The organism is Salipiger abyssi (assembly GCF_017311415.1).
GTDB classification, from domain to species: Bacteria; Pseudomonadota; Alphaproteobacteria; order Rhodobacterales; family Rhodobacteraceae; genus Salipiger; species Salipiger abyssi_A.
Genome location: NZ_JAEKIS010000001.1, coordinates 384,920 through 405,108, shown reverse-complemented (window position 1 = coordinate 405,108; position 20,189 = coordinate 384,920). Strand labels below are relative to the sequence as shown.

The 20,189-nt window shown below is 66.9% G+C and carries 10 protein-coding genes; 2 read left to right on the top strand and 8 right to left on the bottom strand.

Annotated features, from left to right (window positions below):
* The first annotated feature begins 71 nt into the window (after window positions 1–71).
* Entirely contained in the window at window positions 72–1,358 is a 1,287-nt protein-coding gene (locus I6N89_RS01865) for a CpsD/CapB family tyrosine-protein kinase (protein ID WP_207016526.1), read from the top strand.
* Window positions 1,359–1,416: 58 nt separating this feature from the next.
* On the opposite strand, the gene I6N89_RS01860 is transcribed toward I6N89_RS01865, so the two are convergent.
* The 7 genes from I6N89_RS01860 to I6N89_RS01830 form a co-directional block, all read right to left on the bottom strand.
* Window positions 1,417–2,742, bottom strand: coding sequence for a GumC family protein (locus I6N89_RS01860; RefSeq protein ID WP_207016525.1), 1,326 nt, complete (start codon window positions 2,740–2,742; stop codon window positions 1,417–1,419).
* Between the two features lie 209 nt (window positions 2,743–2,951).
* Window positions 2,952–3,608 carry a 4'-phosphopantetheinyl transferase family protein gene (locus tag I6N89_RS01855; protein ID WP_207016524.1) on the bottom strand — a complete coding sequence of 219 codons (657 nt, stop codon included), beginning with the start codon at window positions 3,606–3,608 and terminating at the stop codon, window positions 2,952–2,954.
* Window positions 3,609–3,612: 4 nt separating this feature from the next.
* Entirely contained in the window at window positions 3,613–8,307 is a 4,695-nt protein-coding gene (locus I6N89_RS01850) for a MupA/Atu3671 family FMN-dependent luciferase-like monooxygenase (protein ID WP_207016523.1), read from the bottom strand.
* Between the two features lie 5 nt (window positions 8,308–8,312).
* On the bottom strand, window positions 8,313–9,335 hold the full coding sequence (locus I6N89_RS01845; protein WP_207016522.1) for a glycosyltransferase family 2 protein: 1,023 nt from the start codon (window positions 9,333–9,335) through the stop codon (window positions 8,313–8,315).
* 5 nt (window positions 9,336–9,340) lie between these two features.
* Window positions 9,341–15,799 carry a type I polyketide synthase gene (locus tag I6N89_RS01840; RefSeq protein WP_207016521.1) on the bottom strand — a complete coding sequence of 2,153 codons (6,459 nt, stop codon included), beginning with the start codon at window positions 15,797–15,799 and terminating at the stop codon, window positions 9,341–9,343.
* 185 nt (window positions 15,800–15,984) lie between these two features.
* Window positions 15,985–17,352 (bottom strand): oligosaccharide flippase family protein, encoded by a 1,368-nt coding sequence (locus tag I6N89_RS01835; RefSeq protein WP_207016520.1) that lies wholly within the window; start codon window positions 17,350–17,352, stop codon window positions 15,985–15,987.
* Window positions 17,349–18,206 carry a glycosyltransferase gene (locus I6N89_RS01830; protein ID WP_207016519.1) on the bottom strand — a complete coding sequence of 286 codons (858 nt, stop codon included), beginning with the start codon at window positions 18,204–18,206 and terminating at the stop codon, window positions 17,349–17,351. The genes I6N89_RS01835 and I6N89_RS01830 overlap by 4 nt, the downstream gene beginning before the upstream one ends.
* A gap of 158 nt (window positions 18,207–18,364) precedes the next feature.
* Here I6N89_RS01830 and epsE point away from each other — a divergent pair, with 158 nt between their 5' ends.
* On the top strand, window positions 18,365–19,561 hold the full coding sequence (gene epsE / locus I6N89_RS01825; protein WP_207016791.1) for an exopolysaccharide biosynthesis GT4 family glycosyltransferase EpsE: 1,197 nt from the start codon (window positions 18,365–18,367) through the stop codon (window positions 19,559–19,561).
* A 28-nt stretch (window positions 19,562–19,589) separates the two neighbouring features.
* On the opposite strand, the gene I6N89_RS01820 is transcribed toward epsE, so the two are convergent.
* Entirely contained in the window at window positions 19,590–20,132 is a 543-nt protein-coding gene (locus I6N89_RS01820) for an ActR/PrrA/RegA family redox response regulator transcription factor (protein WP_198039841.1), read from the bottom strand.
* Window positions 20,133–20,189 lie beyond the last annotated feature (57 nt).

Sequence of the window (20,189 nt, the reverse complement as noted above, 5' to 3'; positions counted from 1 at the left end):
ATACTCTACGCTCCGCAAACGTGCCGCGAATACCGGCACGGATCCGCGCTTGTCGCTCGGAGTTCAGGGGCATGAACATGGTCGACCGCCGCAAGTTCCGCCGCAAGTTCGGACGCTCGGAAGAGGCCGCGCCCGAGGTGCAGCCCGAAGATCCGCCCATCGAACCGCTGGAAAGCCGCGAAACCCGGCTCGCCCGTCGCAAGGCGGAGACCGAAGCTGCCGCCGCGGCGGAAGAGGCCGCGCGCAAGGCACAGGAAGACGAAGCCCGCCGCAAGGCAGAGGCCGCGCGCAAGGCCGAAGACGCCCGCCGCGCGGCGGAGCGGCTCGAAGCCGTGCAGCGGCAGCGCGCCGAGGCGGCGCGTCGCAAGCGCGAGGCGGAAGAACAGGCCCGCAAGCAGGCCGAGGACGCGGCCCGCGAGGCGGAACTTCGCGCCCAGCAGGAGGCAGACGCCGCGCGTGCTGTCGAAGCGGCCCGTCAGGAAGACGAAGCCCGCCGCGCCGCGATTGCGGAGCGCCGCGAGGAGCGCCGCAAGGCCCGCGAAGAGGCGCGGCGCCGTTCGCAGGAAGAGACCGCACCGGCCACCGCCGCCGCGCCGGAACCGCAAACGGAGCCGAAACCCGCGCCGCAGGCCACACCGCTCTGGGACGCGCTTCCCACCTTCTCCGTCGATGCCCGCCATCTCGAGCGCAACCGCATCGTGACCGCCGGGCGTCAGGATCCGGCACATGCCGCCTTTGACGTGCTGCGCACGCGGCTGTTGCAGGCGCTGTCGGACAATGGCTGGAAACGGGTCGCGATCACTTCGCCGACCAAGGATTGCGGCAAGACCTTCACCGCCGCGAACCTGGCGATCAGCCTCTCGCGTCAAGAAACCTGCCGGACCCTGCTGCTCGATTGCGACCTGCGCCGCCCGTCGCTGCACAAGGTGATGGGGCTGCGCAATCCCGGCTCCATGGGCGATATGCTGCGCGGTCTCGTGCCGCCGGAGCGGCAGCTTGCGCGGCTCGGCCCGAACGACATCCATGCCGGACAGAACATCGCCTTCGGCTTCAACGGCACGGTCGAACCCTACGCGTCGGAGCTGCTTCAGGATCCCCGCACCGAAGAGACGCTGAACGCCATCGAAAAGAGCCTGGCGCCCGATGTGATCCTCTTCGATCTGCCGCCGGCGCTTTATTTCGACGACGTCATGGCCTTTCGCCCGCAATTCGACGGTGTGCTTCTCGTGGTCGGCGGTGGCCTGACCACCGATAAGGAAGTGCGCGAGGTCGAGCGCCGGCTGGGCGAGAACACCCCGCTTCTGGGGACGGTTCTGAACAAGGCCGAAGGTACCAATCTGCGGAAATACAGCTACTGAACACGGCATTGCCCGGCGCGGAGGCCGGGCAATCAAAGCCGTCGGAGCGGATGGTCCGTCAGGGCTGCGCGGTACGCGGCAACAGCTTTTCCATCAGCATTTGCCAGGGAATGCGGTCGCCGAGGAGGCGGATCACCGCCGTCACTGCCGCAGCCAGCGTCAGCAGGAGCGCGAACAGGCCGAGACCACGGCCCCGCCGTTCGCGGCGCGTCTGGATCACCGGGATTGCGACCACCGGCTGAATGCCGAGGGCCCGTTCCATCTGCACCGCGCTGCGGATCGCCGGATTCATCAGTTCGACCACGAAGGCCAGGCCGATCCCGGCGAGCACGCTGCCGACGCCGCCCATCACCGCGAGCTTCTTGCGGCTGCCCGAGGCCGGCACTTCCGGCACAAGCGCGGTTTCCAGCACTTCGAACCGGTCCATCTGCTGGCGGTCCTCCAGCATCTGGCCCATCTCGGCCTCGGCTTTGCGCCGGGTGATGACGCCATACTGTTCCTGAAGCTCGTCGAGCCTGCGCTCAAGCCCGCTCAGCTCGCGTTCGACCTCGGGAGCTTCGAGAATGGTCTGTTGGATCTCGGCAATACGGTTCTGCACCAGCGCCTTCTGCTCGCGCATCAGCGCGACCTGACGGGCCAGCACTTCCTCGCGCTGGCGGCTGGAATTCGCTTCGAGCGCCACGATATCGCGGTCGAGTTGCAGCAGGTTGTCCTGGAGCGTCGCAAGCTGGTCGCGCAGCGAGGCCAGCCCACCCGGCAGCGCCGCCGCGTTCTCGCGCTTGTAGGTGGCGATCTGCGCTTCCATTGCGTTGATCTCCCCCGACACGCGCTCTGCCTCGCCTTCGAAGAAGGTCAGCGTCTCGCGCGCCCGGTCGACGCTGCGGTTGCGCGACTGTTCGATCACCGTATACATCAGTTCGTTCGCCAGATCGGCGGCCTTCTGCGGATCGTCCAGCGTCACCGTGATCAGCAGGCCCGAGGGCGCTTCCTGCTGCGCCTGGAAGGCGTTGGCGTTCGAGCGGATCTCTTCGATCCGCACCGACTCCCGCATGAGCGACACGCGTTCGTTCAGAGTCATGTGGGGATCGGCGGTGAACAGGGCGTGTTCCTGCATGATCCGCATGAGATTGTCCCGGGACATAAGGCGCTGTTCGATCAGGCGCACGCGCCGCGCGGCATCTTCTGACTGCGCCGTGGCGCCTGCCAGAGAATCCGGCACCTGCGCCTCTTCGATCTGCACCACCGCGGTGGTCTCGTAAATCTTGGTCTGGTTGAGGGCGAGCCACACGGACAAGACGCATCCGAGAACGGTCACGCAAAAGATCAGAAGGGCACGGCGCCGCAGTGCTGCGAACACTTCGCCCATCGACTGAAACTGGTTCATCTCGTTACTCCCGCAACGTGTGGCCCCCACCCTGCGTTCGGAAAGAGCCCATACACGTTCTGCAAACGTCGCCGCAGATGCACTAGGAAAGAGGCGCTTTCTTGACGTAATTTAACCAAATTGCCTCTTTCCCGCCATCTTTTTTGCCCGAATTCGGGGAAACAGTCCGTCTCCGAAACGGAATTTCAGGCCGCATTTTGGACATATTGTCAGCTGTTTGCTGGCATGAGGCAAAGCGACAGGATCAACCCGGGCAGGAGGTGCTGCCGCATGGGCAGGGCAGCGCCCATCCCGGGGCCGGTGTCACGGATCATGCGCATTTCTCCGGCGGGCAGATCCGCCTGCATCGCGTCGAATCCAAAGAGGCACCGGGTCAGCGGATATTGCGCCTTATAGGCGGCTTCCTTGGCACTGAAGATTCGCGCGGCGGCCTTGCGAGCGGGCAGCGGCGCGAGGCTGGCGAGTTCCTGTGGCGTGGCGACTTCCGCAACGATCTCGTCGGGCAGTGCCGCGTCGCGTTCCAGATCGGCCCCGATGGCGCGCCAGTCCGAAATATGACTAACCAGAGCGAAACAGAACCCGGCCGCATGGGTGATGCTGCCGACGAGACCCTCGGGCCAGCGCGGCGCGCGGTCGGGATCCATCGCGACCGGCCCCGGCGTGAGGCCAAGCTGCGCCATCGCCCGCCGCGCCGCGACCCGTCCGCCGGTGAACTCCGCCAGCCGCGCGGGCACCGCCTTTTGCATGGCGGCGCGCTCTTCGGGGAAGAGCGCGCCGGGATCTGTCTGGGGGGTGGTGACGGCCCAGCCGAGCCCTTCGGGCAGGCCGAGCTGCGATATCTCCGCCGCGAGGGCGTCGGGCGTCATCCGCTCAGGCGCTGCGCCGTGCGCGCATCGCGCGGCGGCGGGCCATGGCGTCGGAGCGGGCCTGCGCGCGGTCATTGACGGCAGGGGCCGGCGCGGGGGCTGCGGCGGGAACGGCCACCGGTTCCGGCGCCGCCACAACGGGCGCAGCAACCGGCGCCGGCGCCTTGGCGCGCACGGGCGGGGTCGCGGCAGCGGGATCGGTCAGCGCGGCGACGCGCGCGGTCAGATCCTCCAACACCGGGAAGCGGAAGATATCGGTGATCGATAGCCCCTTGGCGCCCAGCTCATCGCGGATCGAGCGGTGCGCCTGCACCGCCAGCAGCGAATGCCCGCCCAGATCGAAGAAGCTGTCACGGCCCGAAATATCGGCCACACCCAGCACCGTCGACCAGATCTCCGCGATCTGCGCCTGAAGCCTGCCGCTGTCCTGCACTTTGCCCGCGGCGACAGCGGGCGCGGCCTGCACCACGGGGGCCGCCGACGGTTTCGGTGCCGCGACCTTCCTGGCCACCGGCGCCGGCAGCGCCTTGCGATCGACCTTCTTGTTCGGCGTCAGCGGGAAGGCCTCGAGCCGCACCAGATGCGTCGGCACCATGAAGGCCGGAAGATCGGCACTCATCGCGGCCTTGACCGTCGCCTCGTTCAGCGGCGCCTCGGAGGTGTAGTACCCCACCAGCCGGAGATCGCCCGGCTGATCCTCGCGCGCCACAACCACCGCCTGGGTGACTCCCGGCTGATCCTCCAGCACCGCCTCGATCTCGCCCAGCTCGATGCGGAAGCCGCGCAGTTTCACCTGATGATCGACACGACCGATGAAGTCGATCCTGCCGTCGATGCGGCGGCGCACCAGATCGCCGGTGCGATACATCCGACCGCCATGGAACGGGTTTTCGACAAAGCGCTCGGCGGTCATCTCCTCGCGGCCCCAATAGCCGCGCGTCACGCCCTCGCCGCCGATCCACAGCTCGCCCGGCATGCCCACGCCGACCGGCTGCCGCGCCTCGTCCAGCACGTAAAGCTGCTGGTTGGCCAGCGGCAGGCCGATATTCACCACACCATCCGCCGCGCTGGCGACCTCGGTCGAGGACCAGATCGTCGTCTCGGTCGGCCCGTACATATTGGTGACCGACGCCTCGGTGATCTTGGCGAATTCCTGCACCAGCGCGCCGGGCAGCGGCTCGCCGCCGAGGAACAGATGCTGCACCTTCGACAGCGCGTAGCGCGCCTCGTCGTTCATCGCGATCATCCGGGCCATGGAGGGCGTGCACTGCATATGCGTCACGCCATGGCGCAGGATCTGCGCGGCGATGGAGAAATCGTCTTCATCCAGCTCCGGCGCGACATTGGCCTGTTTGACCACCTTCGCCAGCGGTCGCAGCCCCTCCAGCACCTGCTCGCGCGCGATGCCGTAGTCGATCAGGCAGGCGATCTCGCCCACGCCGATGCGCTTCAGCTCTTCGGTGCGGTCGAGCGCGTCCTCGACGGTGCCAAAGAGACCGCTGTCATTGAAATAGCGCTCGAAGGCGAAATCCAGGATCGCGTCGAGCTCTTCCGGAGTGAGGATTTCCAGATCGAGCTGGAACGGGTTGTTCACCCCCTGCGGCCGTTTGAAGGCGGGGAAGGCCCAGGCGTATTGCTTGATCAAACCCGCAGCCGAACGCAGGTAATCCTTCATCGGCTCGCGCGCCACCTCGCGGGCGTGGTCGCGGGTGTCGGCGAGGAAGGTGTGCAGCATCAGCGTGACCTTGAAATCCTTGGGGTCATACCCGGCCTCGCGCAGCGCCTCATGATAAAGACGGATCTTGCCCGCCACCTCTTCGATAGACTGGCCCAGAAGGTGGGTCAGCACGTTGCAACCCAGCTTGCCCGCCTCTTTCCAGGTGTCGGGGTTGCCCGCCGTTGTCACCCAGATCGGCAGCTCGGAAGAGACCGGACGCGGTTGCGTCACGACCTCGTGCATGCTGCCGTCCTGCTTGGGAAAGGCAACGGGATTGCCGCGCCACAATTCCCTAACTTGGGAAATATTCTCAATCATCGCCGTCTTGTTGTTGGGCGGGGTGTTTTCCGGGCGCAGCACGAAATCGTCGGGCTGCCAGCCGGAGGCGATGGCCAGCCCCGCGCGCCCGTTGGTCAGGTTGTCGATCACCGCCCATTCCTCGGCGATGCGCGCCGGGTGGTGCAGCGGCGCGACGACCGAGCCCGAGCGCACGGCGATATTGCGGGTGACGGCAGCCACCGCGGCGCCGGTCACCGAGGGGTTCGGATAGGGGCCGCCGAAAGCGTGGAAATGGCGCTCCGGCGTCCAGACGGCAACAAAGCCGTTCTCGTCGGCGAATTTCGCGCCTTCGAGCAGCAGGGCGTATTTGTCGCGCCCGACGCCATCGTCATTGCCCCAGTAATAGATCGAGAAATCCATCGCGCTGTCCGAGAGCGGCATCGGACCCTTGGAGATCAGTCCGCGATCCTCGTCCGAGGTCAGCACGACGGTAAAGCCGCGCGCGGTGGTGTAGAAGAGCTCCAGAACCGAGATGTCGAAGGACAGACTTGTGACCGCCAGCCAGGTGCCCGCCGGATCGTGCGGAACATTGGCATCCATGCCGAGATAGAAGTTCAGCACATTGCGATGCTCGATCATCACGCCCTTGGGCGTGCCGGTCGAGCCGCTGGTATAGATCACATAGGCCAGATCTTCGGGCGTGCTGGTGGCACCGAGCGGCGTGGAGGGGGCCTGCGCCAGACGCGGGTCGGCGTCGATGACCAAGAGCTCGGCCTTGTGTTCGGGCAGATCGGCTTGCAGCGCCGCTTGCGTGACGATCACCGGCGCGCCGCTATCGGCGATGTAGTGCTTCAGGCGGTCGGCGGGATAGGACGGGTCGAGCGGCAGATAGGCGCCGCCGGCCTTGAGGATCCCCAGCGCGCCGACCATCAGGTCGACCGAGCGGCGGGTGAAGAGCCCCACGACGGTGCCCGCCTGCACCCCCATGCCACGCAGCACCTGCGCCGCCTGATTGGCGCGCGCGTCGAGCTGGGCATAGGTCAGCGACTGGTCCTCAAAAACCAGCGCGACGGCATCTGGGGTTTTCGCGACCTGTGCCTCGAAGGCCGCCTGCATGGTCAGGCTGCGGTCATGGTCCTGTGCGGTGGCGTTCCAGGCGTTGAGCACCAGATCCCGCTCGGCCTCGGGCAGCGCAGGCAGGGAAGCGAGCAGAGCCTCTCCTTGCGCCGCGCCTGCCAGAAGCTCCAGCCGCGCGGCCAGCAGCTCGGCCTGCGCCTGCGGCATGCGCCCGGTATCGGTGTAGAGCGTGGCGCCGTCTGCACCCAGCTCGACAGTGACGGCGGTGCCGGGGATGGGACCCGCGCCAAAGCTGAGGCCCACATGCGGCACCTGCGGCGCACCGGAGAGGGCGGGCTCGCGGGCAGGCAGATCGGTGGCAAAGCCCTTGTGTTTCTGCACCTTGGCCAGCTCTGCTTCAACGGCCTCGGAAAGCGCCTGCACCGTGCCGGTCGCCTCGACCCGCAGCGGCGCCCAGGGGGAGATGAAGCCGCCTTCGGAAAGATCTTTCAGCGTCGCGTCGGCATAGGCCAGATCGCAGATCTCGTGCCCGTCGAGCCGCGCCGCCCAGCCGGCGACCAGCGCCAGCGCGTCCGGACCCAGCGACAGCGGGCGCGAGACCAACTCGCCGCCGCTCTTGCCGAGTCCCTGAAGCTCGACCGGGGCGAGCGCGCTCAGGCGCTTGCGCCAATAGCCTTCGCTGGGCGCAACCTGCGCGATCTTTGCATCGACCCCCGCGCGCTCCTCGGCAGAGAGCAGCTCCAGCACATCCCCCGGCTTGCCGACCTGTGCGACCAGCGCCAGCGCGCCGCAGAGATGGGTGAAATGCGCCATCTTGAGCGCGCCGCTGCCGCAGGCGACGGTCAGGTGATCGTCGGTCGCCTCCAGCACCGCGCCGGGGGCGCCAGTGCCCTCGACCGCAACCGCCTTGCCCACGAGCCAAAGCTTGCCATGCGCGCGCAGCTTGGGCGCGGACAGCGGGTTGGCATAGCCGCCGTGATCCAGCGCGCGCACCAGCCGCGCCAGCTCGGGCGCGGGCCTAGCGAAATCCAGCAGCCCATGCGCCGAAGGCCGGTCGGCCAGCGCGTGATAGCTGCGGAAGCTCAGATCCTGCGGCACCCGCCGCAGCCCGTGTTCGAGCTGCTCCATCAGGTCGCCGAAACTGTCGATGGCGGCCTCATAGGCCTTGGTGTTGAGCGTCAGCGCCGTGTCGCTCGACGACACGTCAAAGCCGCGCGAGACGAGGATATCGCCCTCGTCCACGCCGCCTTCGATCATGTGCCAGGTGATGCCGTGCCGGCTCTCGCCCGCGATCAGCGCCCAGACCGGCGCGTTGAGCCCGGCATGGCGCGGCAGTGGACCGTCATGGAAGTTGACCGCGCCCCTGGCGGGCATCGCCAGCACGGCGGCGGGGATGATGTCGAGATTGGAGATCGACAGCAGCCAGTCGAATTCCAGCCCCTCCAGCCGCTCGGCCAGCCCCTTGCCCGGCGCGATCACGCGCAGCCCGCGCCCCTCGGCCCACTCGGCAATATCCGCGTTGCGGGTCACCACCGCGCGGATGGGATGCCCCGCCGCCAGCAGCTTTTCGCTGCACTGCACGAGGAGGGATTCGTTGCCGATCACCACACTGGAAAACTGGGCCATATCGCTTACTCCGCTGGGGTCTCAAACGCGGTGCCGTCCTTTGGGGAGGTCACCGCCGCGCGCTTTCCCGGCAGGGGCCGGACCAGCGCCTTGAGGTCATGAAAAACCAGATCGCGCAGGAAATGCGGCGGGTCTGCCGGGGGCTTGTTCTGCACCAGCCGGCGCAGGCGCCACAGCCCCCCGCCCGCCACATGCGCAAGCGTCGCCAGAGCCGCATAGGCCCGGCCATGGTTTTTCGAATAGTAATGCCAGCGGCTGTCGAGCCAGAAGCCCGGTATACGCTGCCATGTCTTCATCCCGGTCGAGACCGAGCCGATATGCGTCACCTCGCTGTCGCGAATATAGTGCACTTCATGCCCGGCGCGGGCGGCGCGCAGGCAGAGGTCGGTTTCCTCGAAATAGAGAAAGAAGGTCTCGTCAAAGAGCCCTATCTCGTCCAGCACCGATTGTCGCATCATCATCGAGGCACCGGCGAGCCAGTCGACCCGCTCGCGGGTCTGCGGGATGCCGATGGGCACGATCTTGTGCTTGAGCAAACGTGAGAACGGCCCGAACCGCGCGGCGCCCTCGAATTCCGACGCAACCGAAGGGAAACGGAAGGCGGTCATATGCGCCTCTCCGTCCTCGCCATGGATATAGCTGCCGGCAAACCCCGTCGCCGGGTGGCTTTCGAGATGGTCGTAAAGCGCGCGGATGCTGCCCGGATCGGGGAAGGCATCGGAGTTCAGGATATAGACGTAATCGGGCCGGCTGCCATCGGACCAGCCGGCGCGGATGCCGACATTGTTGCCCGCACCAAAGCCACCGTTGTGGCCCGACTGGATCAGCCGCACCGGCGCGCACTGCGCCCAAGGCTCGGAGGCCAGCGCCGCCTGCATCGTCTCGAAGGAGCCGTCGCCGCTATCGTTGTCGACGATCACCAGCTCGGCATTGAGCCCCTGCATTTCGCGCAACGCGAACTGCACCGAGCGCAGCGTCATCTCGGCGGTGCGGAAATTCAGCGATATGACCAGAAGCTTCGGTTGCATGTCACTCACTCCGCTGCCCGGTGACCGGGGAAATCCACCACCTGCGCGCCGCGCCGCTGCGCCTCGGCCCCGGTGATCGCCTCGCGCATGAGGCCGGCCAGCACCCGCACATTGGGCTCCAGCACCATGGAATCGTGGTCACCCGGCACCTCGTGCACCTCGACATGCGGCACGAACTGGCCCCAGTCGTTGTCATGCATCACATAGGCGCGTTCGGAATTCACCATGCGGCCCTGCGACACCGTCCACTTGCCCACCAGCGGCGGACGGTAGAGCACCAGCCGCCCGTCCCAGGCACGCACGCGGTACTGCGCGACGGCGCTGAGGAAGGCCGCCTCGATCTCGGCATTGTGGAAGCTGTGCTGTGCCTCGGTGCTGTCTTTCGCCTGCCGCTTGGCAATCTCCCAGCGGATCCGGTTGCGGGCCCAGATCAGCGGGTAGAACAGGCCCTTGGCCCTCGCCTCCTGCCACTGGATCATCATCCGGTCGCGGCGTTCCAGCGGGCGGCGCATGGGCAGCGGCGTGTCGAGCAGCACGCAGAGCGACACCTCCTCGCCCATCTGCTCCAACTGCCGCGCGATTTCGAAGGCGGTGATGCCGCCGCCCGAGAAACCGCCGACCATATAGGGGCCTTGCGGCTGCACCTGCCGCATCTCGACGATGTAGTCGCGCGCCGCCTCCTCGATGCTGCGATGCGGCTCTTCGCCACCGTAAAGCCCGCGCGCCTGCAAGCCATAGAACGGCCGGTCGGCGCCCAGCAGATGCGCGAGGTGGCGCAGGTTCAGCACATTACCGAACATGCCCGCCACCAGGAAGAATGGCGTGCGCGGCCCGCCCTCGCCATCATGCATCGGCACGATATGGGTAAAGCGGCGCTCGGGGGCCTTGGGCGTGCCGTCCGCGGTCTCCTCATCCGCGACGATGCCCGCCTGCTCGGCGATGAGCGCGGCGCATTTGCGGATCGTCGGTGCCTCGAACAGCACGGAGATTGGGAAGTCGATGCGATAGGCCTTCTTGACCATGGCAAAGAGCCGCACCGCGATCAGCGAGTGCCCGCCCAGATCGAAGAAACTGTCTTCGACCCCAACATTCTGCACGCCCAGAAGATCCTCCCAGAAACCGACGAGCGTGCGCTCGATATCGTTCTCGGGGGCGACGTAATCGCCTTCGAGCTGCGGGCGGTCGAATTTCTGCACCTCGCCCTTCTCGGCGGTGGAGGCGGCGGTCTGCGCGGCGAGCTGATCGAGATCCATCGACGAGATCACCAGTTGCGGCGCGCCGAGCGAGAGGGCGCGGGCAAAGGCGCTGACGCCCTCTTCGGGCAGGATGCCCTGGCTGAGATTGTGCGCCAGACGTTCCTCGGCGGCCGAAAGGGGCTGTGCCGCGTCCTGCGGCCCGTCGAGTTCCAGCTCGGCGGCGGTGAGGCGCGGGGCGGCGTGCAGGATGTCGGCCTGCGCCAGCTTGTGGATGGTGAAGCCCGAGATCTCGACCAGCACCGCGCCATCGGGCGCGCAAAGCGTGATGTCAAAGCTGGCGGTGGCGGCATCGGCGCGGTTTTCGGCGGCGTTGCGCACCCAGCTCACGATCTGCTCGGTCAGCGGCGCATGCACACGGACGCGGGTGTAGGAGAGCGGCACCCAGAGATGCGTGGGCTGATAACCGTCGATCAGCTCCATGGCCCAGCCGGTCGCGATGTCCATCAGCGCGGGGTGCAGCAGGCAGCCATCGGCGCGGGCGCTGTCCGCCAGCGACAGCTCGGCGATGCCCTCGCCCTTGCCCAATGCGCGGCTGTCCAGCACCTTCCAGCGCGGACCGAATTGCAGCTGCACCTCCTGTGCGGCGGCGAGCCTGGCGCCCGGCTCGGCGAGCAGCGGCTTGCCGCAGCGGGCACGGATCGCGGAGAGGTCGAGCGGGTCGGGGCGGCGCATCGGCATGAGCGCCAGAGTGCCCTGCGCGGTCAGCGCAAAGCCGCGCTTGCCCGCCAGCGTGGCATCGGCCAGCACGTCAAAGCTATAGCCCTCGTCACGGCGCGACAGCCGCAGCCGCATCTCGCGTGCGCCACCATCGGCGACCCGCAGCGGGCGCAGGAAGGTCAGATCGCGGATCTCGAACCCGCCGGTCTCGTTCTGGGCGCGCAGCGCCTCGGCGGCCAGCGCCAGATAGCCGGTGCCGGGCAGCAGCGCGTCGCCCGATTTGGTGCGGTGCTCGTCGATGAACCAGTCGCTGGCGGAATAGCTGGCGGTGAAGAGCCGGTTGCCCTGCGCGTCAAAGGTCTTTTGATCCAGCATCGGCACGCCCGCAGGCTCGACCGGCGCCTTGGGCACCTCGCCCCGGCGTGCGGCGACGGCCTCGGCGGCCATGCCGACCTCATTCCAGATGCCCCAGTTGATCGCCACGACGCGGGTCTGGCCGCCCGCACGGGCCTGGGCAAAGGCGTTGAGATATTCGTTGGCGGCGACGTAATCCACCTGTCCCGCGGGCGCGGTGACGGTGGAGGAGGACGCAAAGAGCACCATCCAGTCGACCGATCCGTCCGGGAACAGCTCGCCCAGCACCTGGGTGCCGTGGATCTTGGGCGTGAACACATCCTCGACCGAGGCCGGGCTTTTGGTCAGCAGCGGGCCGTCGTCGATGACCCCGGCGCCGTGGATCACGCCCGTGATCGCGCCGAACTTGGCCTCGGCGGTGTCTTTCACCCGCTGCATCTGCGTCAGGTTGCAGACATCGGCGGCGGCGATCATCACCTCGGCGCCGGCCTCTTCCAGCGCCATCACAGCGCGGATGCGGCGGGCGGTGCTGTCCTGCGGCGCGTGGCGCGAGAGATAGTCGGGCCAATGCGACCGCTCGGGCAGGTCGTTGCGGGCGACCAGCACCAGATTGGCGCCCTTGGCCGCAAACTCCTGCGCCAGCGTCAGGCCGATGCCACCAAAGCCGCCGGTGATCAGATAGGTGCCGCCTTCGGTGGCGACCGGCGCAGCGTCAGGCAACGCCACCGGCTTCATCGCACATTCGAACCGCCGCGCGCCGCGCAGGGCGGCAATCGTATCGGCGGGTTCGGACAGCAGCTCTTCAAGAACCTGAAGGCTCAGCGCCTCAAGCGCGGCCTCGTGTTTGGCCTCGGCGGATTTGCGGGTGAAGAACCCGCCCTGCACAGGCGCGGGCAGGGCAAGATCGAGGGTCGAGACCGACACGCCCGGCAGCTCGCGCGGGATCACGCGCGCGGGCCCGGCAATGGTGGCTTTCGACGGGTAGGGCAGCGCCTCGTCGCGCAGCCGTGCGGCGCCGCTGGTGACCACGGTCAGATGCAGCGGGCGCGGCAGGTTTTCCTCGGCCACGGCCTGGGCGAGGAAGAGCAGCGAATAGAATCCCTGCTCCTGCACCCGGTGGAAAAAGCTCGATCCGGGGCGGTGGCTCTCGCCCTCGGTCACCAGCCAGAAATGCGCGATCCGGGTCGGCACATGGCCGCGCAGCGCCAGATCCTGCACCAGCAGGTCATAGCCCTCGCGACCGCGTTCCGGGGCGAGCAGATAGGACGTATCCGAGAGCCGGGTAAAGCTGTCGCCGGGCCGCACCTCGACCACCGTGTGACCGGCGGCTTTCAGTTTCGCGGCGGCGCGGGCGGCAAGCCCCGCTTCGTCCATGAACATGAGCCAGCACTGCGGTTCGGCATCCGCGAGCCCTTCGGCCACATCGACCTCGACCTCCGCCGCGCGCGGACGCCAGACCGGCTTCCAGCCCCAGCCCGACACATCGTCACTCCGCATCAGATATTGCGGTGCGGTCTCGGCCTGCCGCTGGCCCGGCGCGATGAAATAGGGGGCGCGCTGGAAGGCGTAAGACGGCAGCACCGCGCGGCTGCGCCGCGCATCGCCCCAGATCTGATCCCAGTCGATCTGCGCGCCCAGCGCCCAGAGACGGCCCAGCACTTCGAACATATGCTTGTCGTCGGCGATGATATCGTCGCGGTGACGCAGCGAGGAGAGTACCTGCTGGCCCGGCACATCCGGGTGCTGGCGGGCGAGTGCGGAAAGCGCCTTGCCGGGGCCGACCTCAAGGAAGATGCGGTTGGGCTTTGCCAGCGTGCCGATGCAGTCGGCGAAATGCACGGTGCCGCGCAGATGCTCGACCCAGTAATCGGGCGAGGTCGCCTGCTCTGCGGTCATCAGCGTGCCGGTGCGGTTGGAGGTCAGCGGGATCTGCGGCGCGAAAAGGTCGATGGAGCGCAGATAGGCGCGGAACTGGTCGAGGATCGGTTCCAGCATCCGGCTATGCGCCGCGATGTCGATCTGGATGCGCTGGCAGTCAATGCCCTCGGATTTCAGCCGCTTCTCCAGCGCGTCGAGCGCCGCCTGCGGCCCGGAGGCGACGGTCAGCTCGGGCGCGTTGACGGCGCCGAGGTCGAGCTCTTCGCCGAGATAGGGCTGAAGCGCGTCGGCGGTGAGGTTGACCGAAAGCATGCCACCGGCGGGCACGCTGTCGAAGAGCCGGCCGCGCAGATGCACGAGACCGATGCAATCCTCGAAACTCATGACCCCGGCGAGGCAGGCGGCGGTGTTCTCGCCCATGGAGTGACCTGCCAGCGCAACGGGCTGAACGCCCCAGCTCATCCAGAGCTGCGCCAGCGCGTATTCGTTGATCATGATCAGCGGCAGTTGCAGCGAGGGGCGGGTGAGCGCCGCGTCCGCGTCTTCGCGGGCGCCCTCTTCGGGAAGCCAGAGCGCGCGGATGTCATGGTCGGAGATCTCGGCCAGCGTATCGAGCCCGCGATCCATCCATTCGGCAAAGACCGGCTCGGTTTCGTAGAGATCGCGCGCCATGCCGGCATATTGCGCGCCGCCGCCGGGGAACATGAAGGCCACGTCCGGCCGGTCCAGCGCGGAATGCGAATGCACCCGGCGGGGGGCGTCCTCTTCCAGCAGGCAGGCGGCCTCTTCGTGGCTTTCGGCCACCACGATGCGGCGTTTCTCGAAGGCGCGGCGGCCTTCCTTCAGCGTCCAGGCAATATCGGCGAGCGGCTGCTCGGGATGGGCGCGCAGATGCGCAGCGAGACGCCTTGCGCCCTCGTCGAGCGCCCCCTTGCTGCGCGCCGACAGCGTCAGAATCTGAAACGGCCAGTCGCTGTCTTCGGAGGGCGCCTGCGCGGGCGCCTCTTCCAGCACGACATGCGCGTTGGTGCCGCCGACGCCCAGCGCATTCACCCCGGCGCGGCGCGGATGATCACTTGTCGGCCAGGGTGTGAGTGTGTCGTTAACCATAAACGGCGAAGTCTCGAACTCGATCGCCGGGTTCGGCGCCTCATAGCCCAGCGAGGGCGGGATCTCGCCCTCATGCAGCGCCAGCGAGGTCTTGATGAGGCCCGCGACGCCCGCCGCCGTATCGAGATGGCCGATATTGGTCTTCACAGAGCCGATGCGGCAATGGCCCACGGCGGCCGAGGTCTCGCGGAAGGCCTGGGTCATGGCTGCGACCTCGATGGGATCGCCCAGATAGGTGCCGGTGCCGTGGCATTCCACATAGTCGATGCTGTCGGAGCTCACGCCCGCCACCGCCTGCGCCTCGGCCACCGCCTGCGCCTGCCCGTCGACGGAAGGCGCCAGATAGCCGGCCTTTTGCGCGCCGTCATTGTTCACGGCGGTGCCCTTGATCACCGCCCAGATGTGATCGCCGTCGGCAATGGCATCCGCCAGCCGCCGCAGCACCACGACCCCCACGCCGGAACCGAACACCGTGCCCTGCGCGCGATGGTCGAAGGCGTGGCATTGCCCGTCGGGCGAGAGGATCTCGTTTTCCTTGTAGAGATAGCCCCGGCCCTGCGGCAGCTCGATGGTCACGCCCCCGGCGAGAGCCATGTCGCATTCGCCATTGAGCAGCGCCTGCGCGGCGTAATGGGTGGCCACGAGCGAGGTCGAGCAGGCGGTTTGCAGGTTGATCGACGGCCCGTGCAGATCGAGCACATGGCTCAGCCGGGTGGTCATGAAATCCTTGTCGTTGCCGGTATGGCGCAGCAGGAACATGCCGGTATTCTCGACAAGATCCGGGTTCGAGCAGACGTTGAAATAGAAATAGCTGCCCATACCGCAGCCCGCGAAGACACCGACCTGACCGTCGAAGCTCTCGGGCACATGGCCGGCGTTTTCCAGCGCCTCCCAAGCGGTTTCGAGGAACTGCCGGTGCTGCGGATCCATGATCGCCGCCTCTTTCGGAGAGAACCCAAAGAACTCGGCATCGAACATCTCGAAATCGTCGAGCGGCGCGGCGAAGGGCACGTAATCCTTGTGACGGATGAGGCCGGGATCCTCGCCCGCCTCCAGCAGCTCCTCTTCGGAGAGCCGGCGGATGGCGCTGCGCCCGGCACGCAGATTGTCCCAGTAGCGCTGGATGTTCTCTGCACCCGGAAGATGCGCGGCCATGCCGACGATAGCAATGTCGTTTTCGCCGGTTTGGTGCTGCGTTTCTGCGCTCATGACCTGGTACCCCGTCACATCAGACTTTGCCCCGCGTAAAGGAGGAATGGGGAGAAAATGCGGCGCTTTTTAGGTATCCATCCAGCCTTCGCCATCTTTCAGGCTACGCCGACCGGGTATTGTTATGCCATGCAATACAGTGTCTGAGACAGGGGGAATTGTCGCTGAATGGGAACCGGTGGCGTTTATCCGCCCAGCCGCGCCAGAGCCACAATCTCGGACCAGTTGACGGCAACCGCCATGGCGGCAAGTGCGATTCCGGCCAGCGCGAAAATCGCATCGTGCAGCGGATCCCAGGCGCCCATGCGCCGCGCCAGCCAGACCACCACCGGATAGGCGAGCAGGAAGGCCGCGCCCATGCCAAGAAGCGCGCCCAGCAGACCGGCGATTTCCAGACCGAGCAGAATGCAGACCACCATCAGCGCCGCGCGCGCCAGCGCCAGCACGAAAAAGGTGCGGCTGTCGCCGGCGGCCAGCGCGGCCTGATCGTAGGTCTGCACGATGATCTGCGGCATCTGCACGCAGGCGACAATCACGGTCACCGCGCCGGCGGCCGCATAGCGCGGGTCGTACATCAGCCCGACCAGCCATGCGCCGATCACCGCAAAGACCCCGACCATGCAGATCAGCAGGCCGGTGACGATAAAGCGCATCTTGCGCAGGCGGAGGAAATTCTGGCGGCTCTCGGTGGGCGGCGTCTCGCGATAGATCGGGATCAGCACTTTGCGCGTCACCATGCTGCCCAGCAGCATCGGGAAGGAGGCGAGGAAATAGCCGATATTGTAGATGCCGAAATGATCGAGCGTCAGGTATTTGCCGATCAGGATCTTGTCGCTCTGGCTGAAGAAGAAGCCGCAGACGGTGGAGAGAAAGATCCACTTGCCGAAATTCACCAGCTCATGGGCGGCGGATTTGTCCCAGCGGAAGCGGTTGCGCGCGCCCGGCAGGAAAAGCGAGTTGATCACCACCTCGGTGGCGCAGCTGATGAGCCCGCTCAGCACCAGCGCCCAGACCGATCCGGTGAGCCAGGCCAGCAGGATCGCGCTCAGCACGCCGACAAGCTGGGTGACGAATTCCAGCAACGTGACCCGGCCCAGCAAAAGGTGCCGGTTGGCGGTGTCCATGCGCGTCGGCCGGAAGGCGAGGATCAGCAGGCTGAGGCTCGCCACTGGCAGGATCTGCAAGAGCTGCGGTTCGTCGTAGAACCAGGCCATTGGCCAGGCCAACCCGCAGGCGGCCAACCAGAGCCCACCGCCACGCAGCACCTGGATCGTCCAGGCGGTATCGAGGAAATCGCGCTCGTCGCCGCGCTTGCTCTGCATGATCGCCGGGGTCACGCCGATATCGGAGAATTGCTGGAGCCCCATCATGAAGACCGAGACCAGCGCCATCAGGCCGAAGGCCTCGGGAAAGAGCAGCCGGGTGAGGATCAGGTTCGAGGCCAGCCGCAGAAACTGGCCAGTGCCGAAGCCTCCGACGGTGAGCAGCGACGAGCGCACCGCGCGGGCAGTGAGCGAGCTGCCGTGAAAACGCTCGATGAAGGCCATGCTCATCGTCCACGGCTCCAGTCCTGTGCAGCGGGGCGCAGGCGAACCGCCAGCGCGACACCGGAATAGACCGCGAATCCCAGCGGGTCGCGCAAGGCCATGGCCATTTTCCGGCTCGCCGGAAAGGGCGTTTTGTCGTCATTTGCCAGAAGATCGGGATAGCGTGCCGCGATTTCGGTCACGCCAGCATCCTGCCGCCGCCGGACCTTGACCAGATTGCCGAAGCCTTCGGCAATCGGCCAGTCGTAGGGCGCGGGCACGCCGGTGCGCTCTTCGGGCGCGAAGCTGAGTCGGACGAAGGTGTCGTCCGAGATGATATCGGGAAAGGCGCCCCAGCGGGCGCGGCCCGCCGCATTCACCGCGAACACGCCGCAGCCCGGCACGCCCCGCGCCATGAAGGGCACCCGGCGCCAGATCCGCGCATAGGCGCGAGAGACCCAGCTCTTGGCGGTGATCCGAACCCTGCCGCTGGCATAGCCCGGCGTCTCCTTGGAAAGCGCGGCGTGGATCTGGGCCATCAGTTCGGGGCTCACCGTCACGTCGGCGTCGAGATAGACGCGCACAGAGGCGCGGGCTGCCTCGTCGCCGGCATTCAGCGCGCCGAGCTTGCCGCCTTCGGCCCGCTCGATCACCCGCAGCTCCCAGCCGCGCGCGGCAAACGCGGGCGCCTCGGCGCGGGCACGCTCGGCGGTGTCGTCGCGGCAGCCATTGGCGATCACGATCACCTCCAGCGGGCCCGCATCGGACCAGTGCGAGGCACAGAGCGCGCGCAGGCAACCGCCGATCAGCGCCGCCTCGTTGCTTGCCGGAAGGATCACCGAAACGGCAGGCACATTGGCAAAGTTGCGCTTACCCGTCATGATCCGTACCAAACCCGCCACACATGAGTGTTTTCCCGACTGTGAATGCGATGGCCCTGCCATCAAACTGTGGCCAAAAAAAGAAATCGCATAGAAGTTGTCATAAATAACGGGCGAACTGTCCGAAGAGCCGAAGCGAGGAACGCGTGTCGCAGCGATTGCGGATCGGGTATCTAGTGCCCCAATTTCCGGGACAGACCCATATCTTCTTCTGGCGCGAGGTAAAGGTGCTGGAGGAGATGGGCCACGAGGTGCATCTGCTCTCGACGCGGATGCCACCCTCGCGCCTCATTTCGCATGACTGGTCGCAGGATGCGATTGCCCGCACCACCTATCTGGGCCGAATCGAACCGGTCTCGGCGCTGCGCGCGCTGGTGGCGCTTTTGCCAAAGGGGCTGGCGGGCTGGATCGCCCGCGAAGGCGTGGGTTTTGGCAAGGACGTGGCGGTGACGCTCTCTGCGGCGCAGGCGCTTGTCGCCTATGCCGCAGGGCATGAGCTGGACCATGTGCATGTGCATTCCTGCGGTCGCGCGGCGCTGATCGCGGCGCTGGCGCAGAAGATGGGTGGCCCGAGCTATTCGCTGACGCTGCACGGGCCGCTTTCCGATTACGGCCCCGGCCAGCGCTTCAAATGGCGCAACGCCGCCTTTGCGACGATCATCACCCAAAAGCTCATGCAGGAGATGCAGGAGGAGATGCCCGACGCCCTGCCCGAGCGTGTCGCGATCCGCCCGATGGGCGTGGATACCAGAGTGCTCTGCCGCGACACGCCCTATGTTCCGCCAGAGAAAGGCCGGCCGATCCGGCTTTTTTCCTGCGGGCGATTGAACGTGGTGAAGGGCCATCAGGATCTGATGTCGGCGGTGCGCCAGCTGCTCGACCAGGGGGTCGATGTGCGGTTGGAGATTGCCGGCGAGGACGATGCCGGCGGCGAGGGCTTCCGCAAGGAGCTCGAGGCGCATCTGCGCAAGCTGCGGCTTCAGGACCATGTGAAACTGCTCGGCGCCATCGACGCCGGCGCGGTGAAACAGAAGCTGATCGAGAGCCATGTCTTCGTGCTGGCCTCGTGGCACGAGCCGCTGGGCGTGGCCTATATGGAGGCGATGTCCTGCGGGGTGCCCACCATCGGCACCGATGCCGGCGGCGTGCGCGAGCTGATCGACGACGGGGCGAACGGCAAGCTGGTGCCGCCCAAGGATCCCACGGCGCTGGCGCGGGCGATCCGCGATCTGGCGCAACATCCAGAGAACGCACAGCGGCTGAGTGAGGCCGGGCGCGCGCATGTGGAGGCGCATTTCCGCGCCAGCCTCGGGGCGGAAACACTGGTCGAAGAGATCCTCGCGGCGAAGGGCTGAGGTCCGTGATTGCTGGGGGAACAGCCGGTCAGCGCGGCGAGCGCTTTGCCAGGATCCGTTGCAGCGTACGCCGGTGCATGTTCAGCCGCCGCGCCGTCTCCGACACGTTGCGGTCGCAGAGCTCATAGACCCGCTGAATATGTTCCCAGCGTACACGGTCGGCGCTCATCGGGTTCTCGGGCGGCGGCGGAAGCTCGTCGCCGCGCGACAGCAGCGCGTTGGTGATGTCGGTGGCATCGGCGGGTTTCGACAGGTAATCGGTGGCGCCGATCTTGACCGCGGCCACCGCCGTGGCGATGGCGCCATAGCCGGTCAGCACGACGATGCGGGAGTCGGGTCGCCGCTCGCGCAGCACCTCGACCACGTCGAGCCCGTTGCCATCCTCGAGCCGCAGATCGACCACCGCATAGGCTGGCGGCCGCGCCGTGGCGATGGCGCTACCCCCGGCCACCGAGCCGGCGGTCTCGACTTCGAAACCGCGCTTTTCCATGGCCTTGGCGAGCCGCCGCAGAAACGGCTCGTCATCGTCGACAAGAAGCAGCGAGCGGTCGTCTCCCAGATCTTCGATCATCCGTTCCGACACGACTGTCCCCCCAACTGCTGTTCGACGCTTGGTTTTCGGTAATAT

Coding starts and splice junctions, on each gene's coding strand:
- I6N89_RS01865 (WP_207016526.1), top strand. CDS start 72: ATGAACATGGTCGACCGCCGCAAGTTCCGCCGCAAGTTCGGACGCTCG.
- I6N89_RS01860 (WP_207016525.1), bottom strand. CDS start 2,742: ATGAACCAGTTTCAGTCGATGGGCGAAGTGTTCGCAGCACTGCGGCGC.
- I6N89_RS01855 (WP_207016524.1), bottom strand. CDS start 3,608: ATGACGCCCGACGCCCTCGCGGCGGAGATATCGCAGCTCGGCCTGCCC.
- I6N89_RS01850 (WP_207016523.1), bottom strand. CDS start 8,307: ATGGCCCAGTTTTCCAGTGTGGTGATCGGCAACGAATCCCTCCTCGTG.
- I6N89_RS01845 (WP_207016522.1), bottom strand. CDS start 9,335: ATGCAACCGAAGCTTCTGGTCATATCGCTGAATTTCCGCACCGCCGAG.
- I6N89_RS01840 (WP_207016521.1), bottom strand. CDS start 15,799: ATGAGCGCAGAAACGCAGCACCAAACCGGCGAAAACGACATTGCTATC.
- I6N89_RS01835 (WP_207016520.1), bottom strand. CDS start 17,352: ATGAGCATGGCCTTCATCGAGCGTTTTCACGGCAGCTCGCTCACTGCC.
- I6N89_RS01830 (WP_207016519.1), bottom strand. CDS start 18,206: ATGACGGGTAAGCGCAACTTTGCCAATGTGCCTGCCGTTTCGGTGATC.
- I6N89_RS01820 (WP_198039841.1), bottom strand. CDS start 20,132: ATGATCGAAGATCTGGGAGACGACCGCTCGCTGCTTCTTGTCGACGAT.